This is a genomic window from Spirillospora sp. CA-294931 (genome assembly GCF_050946795.1).
Classification (GTDB): Bacteria; Actinomycetota; Actinomycetes; order Streptosporangiales; family Streptosporangiaceae; genus Spirillospora.
In genome coordinates, this window is the sequence record NZ_CP192006.1 from 9,054,970 (window position 1) to 9,073,571 (window position 18,602).

The 18,602-nt window shown below is 70.1% G+C and carries 17 protein-coding genes; 11 read left to right on the top strand and 6 right to left on the bottom strand.

Annotated features, from left to right (window positions below):
* Positions 1–204: 204 nt before the first annotated feature.
* On the top strand, positions 205–834 hold the full coding sequence (locus tag ACQPY4_RS41070) for an HNH endonuclease family protein (RefSeq protein WP_433330717.1): 630 nt from the start codon (positions 205–207) through the stop codon (positions 832–834).
* 40 nt (positions 835–874) lie between these two features.
* On the opposite strand, the gene ACQPY4_RS41075 is transcribed toward ACQPY4_RS41070, so the two are convergent.
* The gene (locus ACQPY4_RS41075) at positions 875–3,484 is read right to left on the bottom strand and encodes a beta-N-acetylglucosaminidase domain-containing protein (protein ID WP_433330719.1); all 2,610 of its coding nucleotides are present in this window, start codon (positions 3,482–3,484) and stop codon (positions 875–877) included.
* 137 nt (positions 3,485–3,621) lie between these two features.
* A complete protein-coding gene (locus ACQPY4_RS41080) occupies positions 3,622–4,581 on the bottom strand; it encodes an SMP-30/gluconolactonase/LRE family protein (protein WP_433330721.1) in 960 nt (319 codons plus the stop codon).
* 93 nt (positions 4,582–4,674) lie between these two features.
* On the opposite strand from ACQPY4_RS41080, the gene ACQPY4_RS41085 reads away from it, so the two are divergent.
* From ACQPY4_RS41085 to ACQPY4_RS41100, 4 genes are all read left to right on the top strand, one after another.
* Positions 4,675–5,118, top strand: coding sequence for a MarR family winged helix-turn-helix transcriptional regulator (locus ACQPY4_RS41085; protein WP_433330723.1), 444 nt, complete (start codon positions 4,675–4,677; stop codon positions 5,116–5,118).
* 1,399 nt (positions 5,119–6,517) lie between these two features.
* Positions 6,518–7,537, top strand: coding sequence for a hypothetical protein (locus ACQPY4_RS41090; protein WP_433330725.1), 1,020 nt, complete (start codon positions 6,518–6,520; stop codon positions 7,535–7,537).
* Positions 7,538–7,811: 274 nt separating this feature from the next.
* The gene (locus tag ACQPY4_RS41095) at positions 7,812–8,084 is read left to right on the top strand and encodes a hypothetical protein (RefSeq protein WP_433330727.1); all 273 of its coding nucleotides are present in this window, start codon (positions 7,812–7,814) and stop codon (positions 8,082–8,084) included.
* Positions 8,085–8,106: 22 nt separating this feature from the next.
* Positions 8,107–8,250, top strand: a complete 144-nt coding sequence (locus tag ACQPY4_RS41100) for a hypothetical protein (RefSeq protein WP_433330729.1) — start codon at positions 8,107–8,109, stop codon at positions 8,248–8,250.
* Between the two features lie 2 nt (positions 8,251–8,252).
* Here the strand turns inward: ACQPY4_RS41100 and ACQPY4_RS41105 are convergent, their stop codons facing one another.
* Entirely contained in the window at positions 8,253–8,459 is a 207-nt protein-coding gene (locus tag ACQPY4_RS41105) for a hypothetical protein (protein WP_433330731.1), read from the bottom strand.
* Positions 8,460–8,565: 106 nt separating this feature from the next.
* Between ACQPY4_RS41105 and ACQPY4_RS41110 the strand changes: the two genes are divergently transcribed.
* From ACQPY4_RS41110 to ACQPY4_RS41120, 3 genes are all read left to right on the top strand, one after another.
* A complete protein-coding gene (locus ACQPY4_RS41110; RefSeq protein WP_433330733.1) occupies positions 8,566–9,300 on the top strand; it encodes a MerR family transcriptional regulator in 735 nt (244 codons plus the stop codon).
* Between the two features lie 116 nt (positions 9,301–9,416).
* Positions 9,417–10,325 carry a serine hydrolase gene (locus tag ACQPY4_RS41115; RefSeq protein ID WP_433330735.1) on the top strand — a complete coding sequence of 303 codons (909 nt, stop codon included), beginning with the start codon at positions 9,417–9,419 and terminating at the stop codon, positions 10,323–10,325.
* A gap of 15 nt (positions 10,326–10,340) precedes the next feature.
* Positions 10,341–12,110 (top strand): prolyl oligopeptidase family serine peptidase, encoded by a 1,770-nt coding sequence (locus ACQPY4_RS41120; protein ID WP_433330737.1) that lies wholly within the window; start codon positions 10,341–10,343, stop codon positions 12,108–12,110.
* 5 nt (positions 12,111–12,115) lie between these two features.
* Here the strand turns inward: ACQPY4_RS41120 and ACQPY4_RS41125 are convergent, their stop codons facing one another.
* Positions 12,116–12,784, bottom strand: coding sequence for a TetR/AcrR family transcriptional regulator (locus tag ACQPY4_RS41125; RefSeq protein WP_433330739.1), 669 nt, complete (start codon positions 12,782–12,784; stop codon positions 12,116–12,118).
* Positions 12,785–12,952: 168 nt separating this feature from the next.
* On the bottom strand, positions 12,953–13,657 hold the full coding sequence (locus ACQPY4_RS41130) for an NAD(P)-dependent oxidoreductase (RefSeq protein ID WP_433330741.1): 705 nt from the start codon (positions 13,655–13,657) through the stop codon (positions 12,953–12,955).
* 106 nt (positions 13,658–13,763) lie between these two features.
* Here ACQPY4_RS41130 and ACQPY4_RS41135 point away from each other — a divergent pair, with 106 nt between their 5' ends.
* Complete coding sequence (locus tag ACQPY4_RS41135) at positions 13,764–14,444, top strand: TetR/AcrR family transcriptional regulator (RefSeq protein ID WP_433330743.1); 681 nt, start codon at positions 13,764–13,766, stop codon at positions 14,442–14,444.
* A gap of 541 nt (positions 14,445–14,985) precedes the next feature.
* On the opposite strand, the gene ACQPY4_RS41140 is transcribed toward ACQPY4_RS41135, so the two are convergent.
* Positions 14,986–16,260 carry an aspartate kinase gene (locus tag ACQPY4_RS41140; RefSeq protein ID WP_433330745.1) on the bottom strand — a complete coding sequence of 425 codons (1,275 nt, stop codon included), beginning with the start codon at positions 16,258–16,260 and terminating at the stop codon, positions 14,986–14,988.
* Between the two features lie 281 nt (positions 16,261–16,541).
* Between ACQPY4_RS41140 and ACQPY4_RS41145 the strand changes: the two genes are divergently transcribed.
* Both ACQPY4_RS41145 and ACQPY4_RS41150 read left to right on the top strand, forming a co-directional pair.
* A complete protein-coding gene (locus ACQPY4_RS41145) occupies positions 16,542–17,276 on the top strand; it encodes a DeoR/GlpR family DNA-binding transcription regulator (RefSeq protein ID WP_433330747.1) in 735 nt (244 codons plus the stop codon).
* A gap of 144 nt (positions 17,277–17,420) precedes the next feature.
* Positions 17,421–18,542: an MFS transporter gene (locus tag ACQPY4_RS41150; RefSeq protein ID WP_433330749.1), complete on the top strand. Its 1,122-nt coding sequence runs from the start codon at positions 17,421–17,423 to the stop codon at positions 18,540–18,542.
* Positions 18,543–18,602: the final 60 nt, after the last annotated feature.

Genomic DNA, 18,602 nt, shown 5'->3' on the forward strand with positions numbered 1-18,602 from the left:
CGGCAACCACCGAGGGGGTCGCCGTATTCCCCGTCCGCGCAGGTGACCGGCCGCGCCATTCCATGGACCGTTCTCACGCCCTTCCTAATGGCCAGATATAAGGGCCATTTTCCTTTTTGCTCTTAACCTTCGATACATCCGGATTTGAGGGATTCGGGGGATGCTGAGGGAGCTCGGGGGTCCGATCGACCGGAAGGTGCGACCATGAGACTTCTCCCCGCCGCGGCCGTGATCGCGAGCCTGGCGACGGCGTTCGTCGCCGTTCCCGCCTCGTCCGCGCTGGCCGCCCCGCCCACCCCGCCGGACGGACCGACCTCGCGGTCGCATCTGTCGGCGATCCGCACGGCGGCGGAGGGATCGAGCACGGGCTACAGCCGCGACAAGTTCCCGCACTGGATCACGATCTCCGGTACCTGCAACACGCGCGAGACCGTCCTGAAGCGGGACGGCACGAGCGTGGTGACCGGCTCGGACTGCTACCCGACCTCGGGCCGCTGGTACTCCCCGTATGACGGCGCCACCTGGACCGTGGCATCGGACATCGACATCGACCACATGGTCCCGCTCGCCGAGGCGTGGCGTTCGGGCGCCAGCTCCTGGACGACCTCCCGGCGCCAGCAGTTCGCCAACGACCTGAGCATCGCGCAGCTCTGGGCGGTCACCGACAACGTCAACCAGTCCAAGGGCGACCAGGACCCGGCCGAGTGGAAGCCGTCCCGGACGACCTTCCACTGCATGTACGCCCGCTCCTGGGTGCACGTGAAGTACACCTACGGGCTCTCGGCCGACTCGGCCGAGAAGTCGGCGCTCTCGTCGATGCTCAGCGGCTGCTGAAGCTGAAGGGAGGCCCCGGCGGCCGGGGCCTCCCTCCCCCTCAGCGGACGATGACCTCGGCGATGGCCGGAGCCGGGGAGCCGGACGTCCACAGCAGCCGGACGGCGTCGACGCTCTCGCCGACGGGGAACCGGGCGTGGGCGGCGCGCAGGGTGCCGACCGTCCGCCAGACGCCGTCCGTCCTGACCTGGACCTCGGCCCGGGCGGCCGGCTCGTGCTGCAGGACGGTGACCTCCCTGACCGGACGGGACGCGGCGGCGGTCACCACGAGCGCGTCGCCCGGGCGGGGAGCCGAACCGGCGGCGTAGACGGAGTCGGCGTCACCGTCGGCGGCCGATCTCAGGGCGGAACCCTGCGCGGGGGCGGGGGTTCCGGTCACGGTGAAGGTGGCGCCGTCCCTGGTCTGGACGCTGAACTCGCGGACCACCACCCAGAACCCCTGGTTGGCGGCCGTGGCGCGGTAACGGACGTAGCGTGCCCTGGTCCCGGCCGGGGCCGTGGCCCTGACCTCGGGGGTGGAGCCCTGGGCGAGGGCCGTCCAGGACGTCCCGTCGGAGGAGTACTCCAGCGTCCCCGACTTCAGGTAGTCGTTGGGGCTGCCGGGCTTGGTCATCAGGACGGCGATGTCGCCGATCTCGCGCGGCGAGCCGAGGTCGACGCCGAAATGGTCACCGGCGGCGGGCGCGCCGTTGCTGTAGTAGTACGTGGACGGGTCGCCGTCGATCATGCGGGACGGCTCGTTGTCGGCATGGGTGCCCATGCTGGACGTCGCCTTGGCCGCACCCGGGATGCCGAGCCAGGCGTTGTTGGCCGCCTTGGCGTCGTCGATGAAGCGGTCGAGAACGCCGTCGCCGATCCTCGGGGCGCTCCTGCTGTGCGGCTCGGTGGTGTCGCGCAGCGCGCGCGCTTTGGCGACCAGGGGGTCGATCAGGCGGCGCTGCTTCCACGCCCCGGCCCCGTCGCCCGCGGCCTGGGCGGCGAGCATGTCGAGCGCGGCGGTGAGGGCACGTCCCCACAGCTCGGTGGCCTCCAGCCAGACCCGCGCCTCGGCGGCGAACTTCGGGTCGGTGACACCCGTGCGGATGCGCGCGGGCGCGGTGGTGACGGCGCGGGCGTCGTCCTTCAGGCCGTCGATCGCGCCGTCGTGGTCGCCGGCGTTCCAGAGCCTCCAGAAGGCCGCCGCCGCCTCGGCCAGTTCGGGGGACTGACGTTTGTGGAGGGTGCCGTCGTAGGTGTTCAGATCGGCGAACGTCCGCAGGGCGGCGGCGGTCTTGCGGTCGCCACCGGCCCGCTCGTCCAGCGCCGCGAGCCAGGACCGGCGGGCGTCGTAGGCGGTGTTGTTCCAGGCCAGATCGGCGGCGGAGAACAGACCGATCTTGCTCACCGCGGCCTGGTTGGCGGGGTTGGAGATCAGACCGGCCAAGTGCTGGGAGATGCCGTTCTCGCGTCCGCTGAAGTCGGCCAGCGGGAGGCGTCCCGGGATGTAGTCGTTGACCGGGTAGTTGTCCCAGACCAGGATCTCGTGGCCGAAGACCCGCCTGGCCTCGGCCGCCTGCTCCTTGGTGATCGTGGTGGGGATGACGCCGATGCCCGTCCAGTGGACGATGACCTCGGGGTCGAGCTCGTCGCGCAGGGCCTTCTTGTAGCCCGTCTCGGTGACGTTGTAGTACTCGGTCGGGACCATCTGCAGCTTGGCCACGTCCCCCTTGGACCGCACCCACGCCTGGACCTTGTTGAGCACGTGCGCCTGGGCCTTGCCCGCCCCGGCGCCTCCCGTCCCGAATCTGGCCGGGTCGGCCTCGCAGTTCCACTTGCCGTAGTCGATGTCGTCGAAGGGCACGTTGAACGACCGGACGCCGAGCGCGTACATCGACTCGAACTTGTCGGTGAGCGCCTTGAGGTCGGCGTCGGACGAGTAGCAGATCGACAGGCCGGGCGAGAGCGCGAAGGTGAAGTCGACGCGGTTGGCCTTGGCGCGTCCGACCAGCTCACCGAGCTGGGCGAGCTTGTCCGCCGGGTAGGGCTCGCGCCATTTCTCGCGGTGGTAGGGGTCGTCCTTCGGCGCGTACTCGAAGGTGTTCATCTTGTGGGCGCCGAGGTAGTCGATCAGGTCGAGCCGTCCCTCGTGGCTCCACGGCGTCCCGTAGAACCCCTCGATCAGGCCGCGGTACCGCATGCTCGGCCAGTCCCTGATGGCCACGCCGGGGACGCGGCGTCCACGGACGACCTGCTGGAAGGACGTGGCGGCGTAGTAGGTGCCGTCGGCGTCCACACCGTCCAGGACGATGTGCGCGCGCTTCCCGGCCCTGCCCGCCGCGAGCACGTACCCCTCGGCGGCCAGGCCCTCGGCGTTCTTCACCTTGAGGCCGTCGAGCGCGGGGTCGCCGGACCCGAGCCAGACCGTGACCGGCGTCCCGGGATCGGCGCCGCCGGTCTCCTTGATCTCCTTGACCCCGGCCCGGGTCAGCGCCGACCTGACCAGCCGCGCCGCGGCCTCGTCCGCGTCGGTGGCGCGGACGAGGCCGACGGTCTCCGGCAGATCGAACCCGTCGGTGCGGGCCTGCTGCTGCTGCGGCATGGGCCACACCTGGGGAAGGGGCGCCGCGGCGGCGGGCCCGGAAAGGACGGCCAGTCCCGGGGACGCCGCCATGGAAATCACAACAATTCGGGCCACTGCTCGCCACGCCATGCGTACTCCCGTCGGTAACCCCCGTCGAACGAGCACGAACGATCATGGCGCAGTCAAACAGGGCACGATCGGGGCGTCAAGACCCGCCGATCACCCGATCAGATCCCCCGGACCGCCGCGATCGTGAAGGGGATCTCCGGGGTTCCCGGCCCCATCGGACCACCCTTGTCGAACTGCGAACGCACCACGTACAGGACACCGTTCCTGCGCACCAGCGTGGTCGGGAGCTGGAGCGCCTCGTCGGTCACCTGGCGCACGACCCGCGCGCTCCGGCCGTCCCGCGAGAGCCGCCAGCGGCTGATGCGATCGTCCACATTGTGGACGATCCAGAGCCGCCCGTTCGCCACTTCCAGGCCGTCGGCCATCGCCGCGTCCCCGCCCCGCAGCGCGATCTTGTGGATGGCCCCGGTGGCGACGTCCACGCGGTACAGGTCGCCGCCGGTCATGTCGGCCGTGATCAGAAACCGGCCGGACGGGTCGGCGACGATGCCGTTCAGGGTGAACGCGTCCGGCTTGTGCGGCTCCAGGACGGGCTTGAGGTCGAGCCAGGGGGTCAGTGCGGCACGTCCGCCCTTCGCCACCTCCTTCCGGGTCACCTTGTAGATCACGGCGCGGACGCTGTCGGTCAGGTAGGCGGTGCCGTCCGGGGCGATCGCCAGGTCGTTGACGAACCGTCCGGCCGTCCCCGGGACATCGAAACGCGCCAGCAGACGCTTGGAGCGCGTCTCATACACCGAGACACCCGTCGTGGAGTCGGTCACCCAGAGGCGTCCGGCGGCGTCCACCTTGAGCCCGTTGGCTGTGCGGCGGCCGTCCGTCCCCGAGGGCAGGAAGATCTCGGCGACACGACGTCCCGGCGTCATCTTGAACACCGTGCCGTCGTTGTAGGACCCGGCGTAGAGGTCGCCGGTGCGCCCGTCGAGCGCGATCCCCTCCGGGTACACCTTCTCCCCGGGGAGGACGTGGGCGACCGAGACCGGGGAGTCAGCGTGGGCCGGAGCGAGGGGGACCAGGGCCAGCGCCGCGGCGAGCGCCACCGACCGGAGAACGCGAGGCATAACGCCCCTTTCATTGAGTTGTATTCATTGAATCACTCGAATCCATAACATAGTTAGAACTCTAATCATGGTCAAGGCGTTTACGATGCGAAGATGACGTCGATGCCCGTCGGAGAGCGCCTGGGCTCCTACCTCAAGCGCGCCGAGCAAGCCCTCATGGCCGCCAAGGCCACCTCGCTCAAACCCGCGGGCCTGACCGTCCCCCAATACGCGGCCCTGCTCTGGCTGGAAGAGAAGCCCGGCATGTCCGCCGCCGCCCTGGCCCGCGCCTGCGGCGTCACCGCACCGACCATGACGACCGTCCTGAAGAACCTCCAGGAACGCGGCCTCATCGAACGCACCCGCCACGAATGGCACCGCAACGTCCTGGAGACTCGCCTCACCGCGGCCGGCCAGGAACTCCTGACGTCCGCCGACGTCCACGCCGTCCGCGTCGAGCGGGGCCTGTCCGCCCAGTTCACCGCCGAGGAACGCCAGACCCTCACGTCCCTCCTGGAACGCTGCGTCGACTACCTGGACTCCACCCGCCCCTCCTGATCACCTGCGGCGGTACGGCCCCCTTGTGCTTTACTCTCCTGATATCTGCTGGTGAGTCCGTATGAGGCCGGTGAGGCTCCGGCTAGCTGGAGAGGCTGTGACGCTCGACAAGCGACGGGACGCCGACGACGGCCGTCCCCCGGAGCCGACTGACGAAACCGCGCCCCCGGAACTCCCACCCCCACCATGGCTGGACGACTCCCTCACCCAGCCGGACGAGCCCCCGGGCGAAACCCAACCCCACCTCCCAGAAACCCCCTGGCTCCCCGAACCAGCGCCAGAACAGGGCGACGCCTCGCCTCAAAGCGCTGAAGCCGAGACGCATGAGGGCGCACCACGTCCTGCCGGGCCTCCGCTTGCGCCGCCCATGAGCTTCGGGGCCGGCCCCAAGTCGTCTCCGCCCCGCGACACCGTGGTGACCGCGGCCGCCGCTCGTCCCACGCCACCTCCCCCTCCGCCTTGGACGTCGCCCCCGCCTGGCGGCGACGAGCAGTCGCCGTCGCCAGGCCCGCGCTGGTCGCCCCAGCCCGCCCAGGAGGCCCCCTCACCCCCGGCGGACGAGCCGCGTCCAGCGGGCGCCCGCTGGCGCTCGCAGCCCGAATCGACGCCACCCGTCGTCGACGACGCACTCACCAAGGACCCGATCGAGGCTCCCCCCAGCTCTCTCACCACCGGCTGGTGGGCCGAGGCGGACGACGCCACGGGCAGCGCGACGACGGGAATCGTCCCCCGGGAGCAAGACGAAGAACGCGCAGAGTCGCCAGGCGGCGAGCCCGCCCCCAAAACCCCCATCCCCGCCACCAACGCACCCCCGGTCGCGGACGCGAGCATGGACGCGGGTGTCGGCACGGACACGGGTGAGGACGCGGGCCTCGGCATGGGCGCGGACGTGAGCACAGACGCGGGTGTGGGCCCGGACGTGGGTGTAGGTGCGGACGCGGGTGTGGGTTTGGCTGGTGGGCGTTGGGGGTTGGTGGAGGAGGGGCAGGACGGGGGCGGTGAGGTTGTCTACTCCTCGGCGGTGCCGAAGAAGGCGCCTCGGCGGCGGGCTTCGTTGCGGGAGCCGTTGAGGGTCGATCACGAGTTCGAGGACGTGAAGGTCGCGCCGCTGGCTGCGGCGCCGCCCGTTTCGGATACGCAGCCGATCTCTCGGTCTCAGGCCCCGGCTGTTGAGCCTCAGCGGCCGGAGGGGGTGGCGGGGCCGACGGCGCCGCAGCCTCAGATACCGGGGCCCGTTTATCAGCCGAAGCCGCCTCCGGTGCCCGTGGCGGGTCCTACGGCGCCGCAGCCTCAGGTTCGTGGGCCTGTGGGGCCGTCTGTCCCCGGTCAGGAGCCGTTCCCGGGGGTGGGGCAACTGCCGGTGGCGGGGCCGACCGCGCCTCAGCCGCAGCTTCCGGCCGTGGCGCCTCGACGTGAGGAGAAGCGGGGCGCGCGGGGGCTGCTGGCAGGGGTGATCGTCGGGGCCGCGCTGGTCGCGGTGGGCGGTGTGGGGTTCGTGGTGGTGTCCGGAGGGGACGACGAAGCCGCGAGTCCCAGCGTTCCGAAGGGTGCGGCGCCTCAGGCGTCCAGTACGCCCAGCGCTCCGGCCAAGCTCGGGGTGCTCACGGACGTCGATCCGAGCCAGGCGCGTGACCAGGAGCTCAACGCGGTCGCGGTGGCCGGGCAGACGGTGGTGGCGGCTGGGGGCGAAGCGGATCCCGCCGGGTATCGGACGCAGTTCCTCGTGTCGAACGACGCCGGACGGACGTGGAAGGCGGCCGCCGTCGACAAGGCGGCTGGGGCGCGGCCCAAGACGGTCGTGGGTTCGGCGGGGGCCTGGTTGGCGCTCGGCGACGCGGGTGGGAAGCCCGCCGCGTGGAGCAGCCGTGACGGGGTCCGGTGGAAGGCCGCCGGTGCCGAGGCGTTCACGGCGCAGGACCGTGTCAGCGCGGTGGCCGCGTCCCCCGGGGGGCTCGTGGCTGTCGGCACCGAGGGCAAGGACCCGGTGCTGTGGACGTCCCCCGATGGCACTCGCTGGGAGCGCAAGAACGCCGAGCAGCTGAAGCTTCCGGGCAGCAGTGGATCGCTACAACTGACGCAGCTCGTCCTCGATGGCAACGAGATCTCGCTCCACGGGACGCGGGTCAAGCACCCCGATCGGCGCAGCCCCAACAAGCGCCCCGTGGGTTGGCGTTCGGTGGACGGCGGACGCACCTGGAGCAAGGCCGACGCCCCGCCCAGGGCCGCGGCCGCACCGCGTCCTCCCAAGGTGAAGTGGCCCAAGGGCAAGCGCCTCGGAGGCGCCGCCGCCCTGGGGGACGGCCAGAGCGTCCTTGTTGGCACGTCCATGGACGGCCAGGACGCCGATGCGCTTCTCGTCCTTCGGGACGCGGAGGGCAGGGAAACCGTCATCGATCTCGCCCAGGTCCCCGCCAGCTAGGCGCGAGGGGTCAAAGGGGCGCGCGGTGGTTCTGGGGCCCCGGGGACGGATGGGTCTGGGGAGCACTCGCGGGTGTGCGGTTTTGGAACAGGGCTGCTCAGAGGGCTGTTCTCCTAAGTAACCCCTAGCTGGGTGGACCTAGGTCTACGGGTCTTACCCGGTGCGACCCCACCTCGTATGGGGGCTTTCCCTGATGGCGATGACTTCGCGCGGTCGGCAGAGTCATAACTAGCAGCAGGGGGAAGGGACCCCATCCGAAGGAAGAAGGCAGACCATGTCGACCACGCTGAGCCTCACCTCGATGAGCGCCACCGAGTTGGCGCAGATCCTCTTCGTCACCCCGCTGCAGGCGTCCGACCACCCGTCGCCCGAGCAGGTCCGCTCGGCGATCGACGAGTGCCTGTGCGCCTGCGGCGGCGACCGGACGGCCTGTGCCGCCTTCGTCGCCCAGGAAGCGGGCGACCACCCCGAGACCTACGCGGCCAGGATGCGCTGGGCGCTCAGCACCGTCTCGGACGCCTCGTTCGCCCCCGCCCCGGCCGCCTGAGAACCCCCGAGGAGATTTCGACATGCGTTCGCCGTACAGCGAGAAGCCCGAGACGATCGTTCCGCGCAGCCTCGCGCAGTTGCTCGCCGACGAGGTCGATGAGCGTCAGGGAAGCACGAGCCGTCGTCGAACACGCAAGACCATGAGCCTGAGGCGCGTGACCTAGCGTCAGCTGCGCTTTTTCTTCTTCTTGTGCTTCTTGTGGTCGCCTGACTCCCACTCGTACCCGGGAGTGTTCTTCTTGCAGTAGCTGTCGCTCACCCGGGTGTCGGTGGCGTCGTGTTCACACCAGCGGTCCTCGCCGCCGCACCCCGCCATGCCGAGTCCGGCGGCCAGGACGGCCGCCGCCAGCACGGCGGATGGAGTCTTCGACATGATCGGCCTCTCTGCGGAGAGTGAATAGCGTGTGACCGGCTGAGATTAACCCAGGACGGCCCTCCGGGCACGCTCGAACCTCGGTGGGCGAACTATGCTTGCCGCCGTGAGCGACGATCCCGCCGAGAGCCGCGAGTACCGCATCGGCGAACTCGCCGCCGCCACGGGCGTTCCCGTCCGGACGCTGCGCTACTACCAGGAGCGCAAGCTGCTGCCGCCGCCGCGGCGCGTGGGCCGGATCGGCCTCTACTCCGAAGATCATCTGGCCCGGCTGCGGATGATCGGCAGCCTGCTCGATCGAGGGCACACCCTTGAGGGCATCAGGGAGCTGCTGTCGGCGTGGGAGCAGGGACGCGACATCGGGGCGGTCCTCGGCGTCGAGAAGGCCGTCACGACGCCCTGGTCGCACGAGACGCCGGTGACGATGTCGCTGGGCGAGCTGGCCGAGCTGTTCCCCGGCGAGGTCGATCAGGAGTCGCTGAAACAGGCCGTCGAGCTGGGAATCCTCCAGATGGACGGCGATCAGGTCACGCACTGGAGCCGCCGCCAGCTGGACGCGTCGGTCGCGCTGGTGCGGGCGGGCGTGCCGCTCGCGGAGGTCCTGGCCGCCGGGCGCCAGGTGCAGCGGGGCCTGGACGAGCTCGCCGCCGTCTTCGTCGAGATGATCACGACGCATGTGGTGGGGCGCATCCACGACCAGGACCTGGACGAGCTGACCCGCACCCTCGCCGAGCTTCGTCCGGGCGCCCAGGTGGCCGTCGAGGCGGGCTTCGCGCGGGCCATGGACCGCCGGGTCCGGGCCGAGATCGACAAGGTGCTCGGCCGGCTCACCTCCTCCTGATCCACAGGCTGTGGATAACCATGACGGCGAGTCGTTACCGGTAATCGGCAGTTGATCAACGGGGTTCGAATTACGGTGGCCCCATGCGAAGGTCAATCGTCCAGACAGTGCTCGTGATGACGTTGGCAGCGGGCGCGGTCACACCGGCGGCCTTCGCCGACGGCCTGCCGATCCTCTCCTCCGACGCGGGGCCCCGGCCCGCCGCCGCGGGCCCGTCGATCTGCAGGTCGTCCGCCAACCCCCGTATCGCCAGGCGCGTCGGCGTCGCGATCCAGGCGGCGCTGCGGGGACGGCGCGGCACCGAGTCCGTCGCGGTGTACGACCGTCGGCGCGGCATCACCTGCGGCGTCGCCTCGGCCCGCCGCTATGACTCCGCGAGCGTCATCAAGGCCACGATCCTCGGCGCGACCCTCCGCCGCGCGGGCGAGAAGCACCGCGCGCTGACCAGGACCGAGAAGGCCCTGACCCACAAGATGATCACGCGCTCGGACAACGGCGCCGCGTCCAGCCTGTGGCGCTCGCTCGGACGCACGCGCATGCAGCGCTTCCTCAACCTCGCCGGGATGAGGCGCACCCGGCTCGGGCCCGGCGGCTACTGGGGACTGACGCAGATCACCGCGTCCGACCAGGTCAGGCTGCTGGGCCTGTTCACCGGGCCAAACCGGGTGCTGAGCGACAAGGGGCGCGCCTACGCGCTGGCCCTGATGAACCGGGTCATCCCGTCCCAGCGCTGGGGCACCCCGGCGGGACGTCCCGGCGGGGTCCGCTGGCACGTCAAGAACGGATGGCTCCCCCGTAAGGGACGCTATTGGCGCGTCCACAGCATCGGCGCCTTCGGCCGCGGCTACATGATCGTCGTGCTCACCCAGGACACGCCGACCATGAAGTACGGCATCGGGACGATCGAACGGGTCGCGCGCGGCGTCCACCGCGAACTGAACCCCGACCGGCGCTCGATCACCTCCGAGAGCGCACCCGGACTGGTCCCCGAAGTGTCGGACGGTTCCGTCCCGCCGAACCTCTGACGCCATACTGGGATCATGGTCGATGACGAACGCTGGAAGGCACGCTTCCGGGCCGCGCGCGTGAGCCTGCCCGGCTGGGCACGGAACGCGCCGCACCGCTGCACCTACAGGTCGAACGTGACCGGCACGTGGGAGATCTACTCCTGGGACCGGACGTCCGACGAGCGGCGGCAGATCACCGACCGGCCGAACGGCACCTGGATGGGCGGCGTCGCGCCCGACGGCGAGAGCATCTGGTGGTTCTCCGACACCGACGGCGACGAGTTCGGCGTGTGGATGCGCGCGCCGTTCGACGGCGGGGAGAGCGTCCCGGCCGTCCCCGCGCTGGAGCCGTCGTACCCGTCCGGCCTGGCCCTCGGGTCCAGCGGCCTGGCGGTCATCGGCCGGACGACCGAGGCGGGCAACACCGTCCACCTGTGCCGTCCCGGCGCCGCGCCCGAGACGCTCTACGAGCACGCCGAGGACGCCCACATCGCCGCGCTCTCCCGCGACGAGACGCTGATCGCCATCGGCCACAGCGAGCACGGCGACAGCCGCCACCTGGCGCTGCGCGTCGTCCGTCCGGACGGCACCACGGTCGGCGACCTCTGGGACGGCGCGGGCAAGGGCGTCTACGGCGCCGGATTCGCCCCCGTCGCGGGCGACGCGCGCCTGCTGGTCAACCACGAGCGCCGCGGCCGCGACGAGCTGCTGATCTGGGACGCCGTCGCGGGCACCGAGCGCGAGATCGTCCTCGACCTGCCCGGCGAGATCAGCGCCGACTGGTACCCCGACGGCACCGCCCTGCTGATCTCCCACTCGCACGAGGGACGCGACCAGCTCTACCGCTTCGACCTCGACGGCGACGGCGCCCTGACCCGCATCGACACCCCCCGCGGCGTGCTCGGCGGCGCCACGGCCCGCCCCGACGGGACCGTCGAGTTCTCCTGGTCGTCAGCCGCCTCGCCGCCGGTGATCCGCTCGACGTCCGGCTCGGTCGTGCTGACCCCGCCGGGGCCGCCCGCCCCGCCGTCGGTCCCGGTGGAGGACGCCTGGGTCGAGGGACCGGGCGGACGCGTCCACGCCCTGATCAGCAAGCCCGAGGGCGCGACCGCCCCCTACCCGGTCGTCTTCGACGTCCACGGCGGCCCCACCGCCCAGGACGACGACTCCTTCGTCCCGACGGCGGCAGCCTGGATCGACCACGGATTCGCCGTCGTCCGCGTCAACTACCGCGGCTCCACCGGGTACGGCTCCGAATGGCGCGACGCCATCGAGGGCCGCGTTGGCCTCACCGAACTGGACGACATCAGGGCCGTCCGCGACTGGAGCGTCGCCACCGGCCTCGCCGACCCGGAGAAGATCGTCCTGACGGGCGGCTCCTGGGGCGGCTACCTCACCCTCCTCGGCCTGGGCACCCAGCCGGACGCCTGGTCCGTCGGCGTCGCCGCCGTCCCCGTGGCCGACTACGTCGCCGCCTACGAGGACGAGATGGAGGGCCTCCAGGCGTTCGACCGCTCCCTGTTCGGCGGTTCGCCCGACGAGGTCCCGGCCCGCTACCTCGAATCGTCGCCGCTGACCTATGTGGAACAGGTCAGGGCGCCCGTCCTGATCCTCGCGGGCGAGAACGACCCCCGCTGCCCCATCCGCCAGATCAACAATTACCTCGCCGCACTCGCCGACCACGGCCACACCCACGATGTCTACCGCTACGACGCCGGGCACGGCTCACTGGTGGTGGAGGAACGCATCAAGCAAATGGAAGCCGAAATTACCTTCGCCCTCACCCACCTGGGAATGGCGTAACGAGGTCAGGCACGAACCTCACGAATAATGCTGACCAGCTCGCGCGTCACCGACTTGAAGCCGGGGATGCGCGACATCGACACCATCCGGTTCACCAGGGGCACCGTGCGATCGACCAGCAGGTAGGTCTTGCGGCACCCCGGTGAACTGTCGTGCACCCAGTACAGGACGATGCCCATCGAATAAAGCCACAACAGCTCGGGCAATTCCTTGCGGAACTCCTCGTCGATCTTCAGATTGGCCCCGTCGACGACCTCGCGGTAAACCTCGACGGCCGCCGTCCGCGCGGGCCCGGACTCCGCGCTGAACGGATTGAGCGGCGACGTCGGCTCGGCGGCGAACTTGAAGAACTTCCCGGCGAACTCGTGGTACGGAACCATCGTGTCGACCCGCGCCTTGAGCACCCCGAGCAACCGAGGCGCGAATTCCCGCTCACTGTCGAGAACCGCCCGGCACGCCTTGATGTGCTCGTCCTGCAACTCGTCGTAGTAAGCCTGGATCAACTCTTCTTTGGAGCCGAAGTAATAGTAGGCATTACCGACCGACACCCCGGCTTCCTTGGCGATGACCCGCATGGTCGTCGCCTCGTACCCGCGATCACGGAAGAGCCTCAACGCGGTCTGAACGATCGCGGCACGGGTCTGCTCCGACTTCACGGCCTTGGACTCGGTCACGCTTGCCACCCTAAAGCCCACAGGACCATCTTGTTCATGTTGGTCGAACCACCCCCCGTCCCAGCCCCCAAATCCACCACCCTCCCCCCGCCCCCAGATACCCGGTAAGGGCGCGGTCGCGTCGGGCGGAGGAAGAGGCGCTGTGCCTGGACCACCGCCTGCCGGCTCTCAGCGGCCGACGGGGTGGGCGAGGGCCGAGGGTGTTTGGCAGCCGACTATGGCAGGGGCCTCCTGGACGAGGGAGTCGTCCGAGAGTGCTTCCACCATGAACAGCGCGTAGTCCACGCGCCGGGTGCGGTTGCTCTCAAGAACGGAGTCTCCGACGTGCCTGCTCCATACGGGGAGTCCCTGGCTCGCCCCCTCCTCCAGGTCACTGCCTCGCACGACCGTCCAGCGGGTGTCGCTGGCGAAGATTCGCCGGCATGCCTCCACCTGGTCGTTGAGGTCGACGAAGCGGATGAGCCGGGCCGCCCAGGCCACAGCCTTGACGGTCAGCGTGAATTTGCGGGAGTACACGTCCTGGCCGTCGCGGGTGATGTGCCAGCCGCAGGAGAACACCAGACGCGCTCCGGGAGGGGCGTGGTCCAGCACCGCCTGGGCCGTACCCGTCGAATACTGGTGGACGCCATACGGGACCAGGACGGTCAGCACCCCGTCGCAGTCACGAACCGCGCGGCGGATCACGTCCGGATCGTCGGTCGGCCCGGGGACGATCTCGATGCTCCCGGCGAAGTGCTCCAGCTTGCCGACACTGCGCTCCCGGCACACGGCGACCACTTCGTACCCTCGGTCGAGGGCGTGCCGGATCATGTACTGCCCGAGCTTTCCCGAGGCTCCGACGATACAGATCCTGAGCTTTGCCGCTGGCTTCATGCCGCCCGCCTCCCGAAGAAGATCAACCTTATCGCATAAGATTGCCTTATTGGGTAAGGTAATCTTATGCCGTAAGGCTGTCAACGACGAGCAAGGGAATTCTCAGTTGGACAAGGAGCCCGCAGCGGGCCCGGGGTTCCGGACGCCCCTGAGCAGGGAACGCCTGCTGGCCGCCGCCGTGACCGTCGCCGACAACGAGGGCATCGCGGCGCTGACCATGCGAAAGATCGCCGACAGGCTCGGTGTGGAGTCGATGTCGCTCTACCACCATGTGGCGGACAAGAGCGAGATCCTCGACGGCATGGTCGATGCCGTCTTCGCCGAGATCGAACTACCGGCGAGGGGAACCGACTGGCGGACGGCCATGCGCCAGCGCGCGGTCTCGGCGCGGGCTGCCCTCGTCCGGCATCCGTGGGCCGTCGGCCTGATGGACTCGCGGGCCGACCCGGGTCCGGCGACACTGCGGCACCATGACGCGGTGATCGGATGCCTCCGGCAGGCGGGATTCTCGGTCGCGATGGCCGCGCACGCCTTCTCGGTGCTCGACAGCTACATCTACGGGTTCGCCCTGCAGGAGGTGAGCCTGCCCTTCGCGACGTCCGAGGAACTCGAAGCGGTCGCCGAGAACATCCAGCAGCAGATGCCCGCCGACGAGTACCCGCACCTCACCGAGTTGATGACGGAGCATGCCCTGAAACCCGGCTACGCCTACGCCGACGAATTCTCCTACGGACTCGACCTCATCCTCGACGGCCTGGCCACCCGCGCGGGCGAGGCGGAAGCCTGACCGAGGGGTGGTGCACGGTTCCTGGGGCGGGATGCCTCAGGGGCGACTACTCAAAGAGCGGGGACGCGGCCTCGCCCGCAGGCGAGGGGGCCGGGCACGGCCGGCGCGGAGTAGCGGGGGCGCCTAGGGCGTCCAGGGGAGCGCAAGCCTGGGCCCCCGGGTGCAGAGGCTCAGCGGCACTGGAAGCGGAGCAACACTCCGAACTTGGACGCGAAGTCGCGTTGTCGCAGCGTCCGGCCGGACGATTGGATACCGGTGCGGGGTGTGGGCGCGGGCCGTGGGTGCCGATGTGGCGTGGGTGCGGGGCGTCGGCGTGAAGGGTGCTCGGGAGTGGACGCGGGGGTGTGTCTAGAGCGACGCGGAGTTTGGCGCGGCCCATGGGTTCGTGAGTTCGGAAGCGGGAGGGGCGGAGCTTAAGCCCGTGGGTATCTGGGTGGGGGCGGGAGTGGGTCTGGCCGGGGAGGCTGTGTGGGGCTGCGGGTGGGGGGTGGGGAAGGGGTGTGTTCGGGCGGCGGCCCTTGAGGGCCGCCGCCCTTGAGGGTTAGCGGCCGGTGCCGCCGTAGACGACGGCTTCTACCTGTTCGGCGTCCAGGTCGAAGGCTCGGTGGGCGGCGGCCACGGCGGTGTCGATGTCGTCCTGGGCCACGACGACCGAGATGCGGATCTCGGAGGTGGAGATCATCTCGATGTTGACGCCGGCCTCGGCGATGGCGCCGAAGAAGCGGGCCGTGACGCCGGGGTGGGAGCGCATTCCGGCGCCGATGAGGGAGACCTTGCCGATGCGGTCGTCGTAGCGGAGGGACTCGAAGCCGATGCCCTCCTTGACCTTGTTGAGGGCGGTCAGCGCGAGCTGGCCGTCGGTCGACGGGAGCGTGAAGGAGATGTCGGTGCGGCCCGTGGAGGCCGCCGACACGTTCTGCACGATCATGTCGAGGTTGATCTCGGTCTCGGAGAGCGCCGTGAAGATCCCGGCGGCCTCGCCGACCTTGTCGGGAACCCCGACCACCGTGATCTTGGCCTCGCTCCGGTCGTGTGCCACACCGGAGATGATCGCCTGCTCCATGCCCTGCCCTTCGATCTCGCTGCTGTCGACCACCCACGTCCCTTCCTTCTGTGAGAAGGAGGACCGCACATGGATCGGAATGTTGTAGCGGCGTGCGTACTCCACGCAGCGCAGGTGGAGGATCTTCGCTCCGCTCGCCGCCATCTCGAGCATCTCCTCGTAGGAGATGCGGGGGATCTTACGCGCGGTCTTCACGATGCGCGGGTCGGCGGTGAAGACGCCGTCCACATCGGAGTAGATCTCGCAGACGTCGCCGTCCAGCGCCGCCGCGAGCGCCACGGCGGTGGTGTCGGAACCGCCGCGGCCGAGGGTGGTGATGTCTTTGGTGTTCTGTGAGACGCCCTGGAACCCGGCGACGATGCAGATCGAGCCCTCGTCGAGCGCGGTGCGGATCCGTCCCGGCGTCACGTCGATGATTTTGGCTTTGCCATGGGAGCCGTCGGTGATCACGCCGGCCTGGGAGCCGGTGAACGACCGGGCCTCGTGGCCCAGGTTGGCGATGGCCATGGCCAGCAGGGCCATGGAGATCCGCTCGCCGGCGGTGAGCAGCATGTCGAGCTCGCGTGCCGGAGGCAGCGGGCTGACCTGCTTGGCCTTATCGATGAGATCATCCGTCGTGTCACCCATGGCGGACACAACGACGACGACGTCGTTGCCCGCCTTCTTCGTTGCGACGATGCGCTGGGCGACCCGCTTGACGCACTCGGCGTCGGCGACGGAGGAGCCACCGTACTTCTGCACGACAAGAGCCACGAGTGGGCGCTCCTCGGATCGGGGTCAGGCGTACCGGCGACGAGTCTACAGAGCCCGTTTGGGTGGATTACGACCAGGTAACTTGCCTGGTCGGCGTGAGGGCCCACATCCGCCGCAGGTCTGGTCCTTCTGGGACGTGCGGTACGTGCGATCGGAGGGCAGCTCGCCGGGTCATGCGGGGACGTCGCGGTGTGGACCCTTTGCGTCAGGTTTGAGGTGCGCTTGAAAATGAACAGAGAATCTGTTCGTATGAACATATGGATCTTGCGGAACGTCAGGCTGTGATCATCGATCGGCTTCGGGACGCCGAGCGGGTGAGTGTGGGTGATCTCGCCGTGGCCGCTGGGACGTCCGAGATGACGATCCGGCGCGATCTGGAGCAGCTGGCCGCCCAGGGGCTCCTGCGCCGGGTGCGCGGTGGCGCGGTGAGCCTGCTGGCGCGGGGTGAGGGGCCGCCGTTCGCGCTTCGCGAGCTGGAGGAGGTGGAGGAGAAACGACGCATTGGCGCGGCGGTCGCCGGGTTGATTCGGGACGGCGAGGCCGTGGTGATCGACAGCGGCACGACCGGCCTCGAAGTGGCGCGTGCGCTGGCCGGACGCCGTGTCACCGCTATGCCGCTGTCGTTGCACGCCGCCAACGCGCTGGCGAACTCGGCGTCCGCGCGGCTCATCCAGCCGGGCGGCGAGGTCCGTCCGGGCGAGCTCGGTGTCAGTGGCCCGCTGGCCGAGTCGGCCCTGCGCGCTCTGCGGTTCGACACGGCCGTCCTGACCTGCTGCGGTGCCTCGATCGAGCACGGCGTCACCGCCTATGACCTCGCGGACGCCGCCGTCAAGTCCGCCGCCGTCGCGGCGTCCCGTCGTGTCATCCTCGCCACCGACTCGACGAAGTTCGCCCGGACGGCCATGGCGGTCGTGGTTCCGTTCGACCGAATCGATGTTCTGGTGACCGACACCGGGGCGTCGGCGGCCACCGTCGACGCCCTTCGCGGCCTGGGCATTGAGGTCCAGCTCGTCTGATGGCAGCGCGAGCGACGTGGGCTTGGGCCGTGTGGCATCGGTGCTCCGCCGCGGCCCTCGTGTGGGCCCCGCGGGGCATTCTGGCTTGGAGGGGTCTTGGTTGAGGCGTTGACCGTTGCTCGGGCGGGTGCGGCACGGATCGCTGTGACGTTGGTGTTCGCGGTGCACGGGATGTTGTTCGCCTCGTGGACGGCGCACATTCCCGAGGTGAAGCGCCATCTGGAGCTGAGCGACGGGACACTTGGTCTGGCGTTGGTCGGGGCTCCGCTCGGGTCGGTCTGCGCGATGGTCTTCACGGGGCCGTTGATCGCGCGGGCGGGTAGCCGGGCCACCGTCCGGGTCACGCTGGTGGGGTATTGCCTGAGCGGTCCGCTGATCGGGCTTGCGCGGTCGGTGCCGGAGTTCTTCGTGGCCCTGGCCGTGTGGGGGGCGTTCCAGGGCGCGTTGGACGTGTCCATGAACGCGCAGGGCGTCGCGGCCGAGCGTGCCGGACGGCGGCCGATCATGTCGTCGCTGCACGGCTTCTGGAGCATCGGCGCGTTCGCCGGCGCTGGGCTCGGTGCCGGTGGTGTCGCGTTGGGGCTGCCGCTGGCCGGGCAGTTGGCGCTCTTGGGCGTCCCGTGTCTGCTGGCCGCGCTGTGGTCGTCGGGTCGGATGGTGGACGACGAGCCCGCCCCGGCCGACGATCGCCGCACCGGATCGTGGTTCGCTCCGCTGCTGGTCCTCCTTGGGGCGATCGCGTTCGCCGGGATGGTCTGCGAAGGTGCCGTCGCCGATTGGACGGCCGTCTACCTGCGGGAAACGCTCGACGTCGAGCCCGGGGTCGCGGGGCTGGGATACGCCGCGTTCGCCGCGGCCATGGTCAGCGTCCGTCTGGCGGGCACCTACCTTCAGAGCCGGACGCCGCCGCGCCTCCTGGTCGCCGTCCTCGCCGCGGCCGGTGCCGTGGGCATGGCGGCGGGGCTGCTCATCGCGCATCCGGTCGCCGCGATCGTCGGGTTCGCCGTCCTGGGCATCGGCCTGGCCAGTGTCATCCCGGTGGTGTTCAGCGCGGCCGGCAACCAGCCGGGGATCTCGCCGGGCACCGGCATCGCCACCGTGTCGGCCATCGGCTGGACGGGCTTCATGTGCGGCCCCGCCGTGATCGGCCTCGCCGCCGAACGAACGTCCCAGCCCTTGGCGCTCGCCCTGATCCCCGTCCTGACCCTGCTCATCGCGGTGACCGCCTGGCGCACCTCAGCCCTGGACCACGCGACCCACGCCTGACCAGCCGCCCTGGCAGCGTCAACGCGAGGCAGGCTGCGCCGCCGACCGTGCCGATTGCGC

Bases quoted from the DNA above. Each gene is read 5' to 3' on its own strand.
- ACQPY4_RS41075 (WP_433330719.1), bottom strand. From the start codon at position 3,484: ATGGCGGCGTCCCCGGGACTGGCCGTCCTTTCCGGGCCCGCCGCCGCG.
- ACQPY4_RS41100 (WP_433330729.1), top strand. From the start codon at position 8,107: ATGCGTTCGCCGTACAGCGAGAAGCCCGAGACGATCGTTCCGCGCAGC.
- ACQPY4_RS41130 (WP_433330741.1), bottom strand. From the start codon at position 13,657: ATGAAGCCAGCGGCAAAGCTCAGGATCTGTATCGTCGGAGCCTCGGGA.
- ACQPY4_RS41095 (WP_433330727.1), top strand. From the start codon at position 7,812: ATGTCGACCACGCTGAGCCTCACCTCGATGAGCGCCACCGAGTTGGCG.
- ACQPY4_RS41085 (WP_433330723.1), top strand. From the start codon at position 4,675: ATGACGTCGATGCCCGTCGGAGAGCGCCTGGGCTCCTACCTCAAGCGC.
- ACQPY4_RS41120 (WP_433330737.1), top strand. From the start codon at position 10,341: ATGGTCGATGACGAACGCTGGAAGGCACGCTTCCGGGCCGCGCGCGTG.
- ACQPY4_RS41080 (WP_433330721.1), bottom strand. From the start codon at position 4,581: ATGCCTCGCGTTCTCCGGTCGGTGGCGCTCGCCGCGGCGCTGGCCCTG.
- ACQPY4_RS41070 (WP_433330717.1), top strand. From the start codon at position 205: ATGAGACTTCTCCCCGCCGCGGCCGTGATCGCGAGCCTGGCGACGGCG.
- ACQPY4_RS41115 (WP_433330735.1), top strand. From the start codon at position 9,417: ATGACGTTGGCAGCGGGCGCGGTCACACCGGCGGCCTTCGCCGACGGC.
- ACQPY4_RS41105 (WP_433330731.1), bottom strand. From the start codon at position 8,459: ATGTCGAAGACTCCATCCGCCGTGCTGGCGGCGGCCGTCCTGGCCGCC.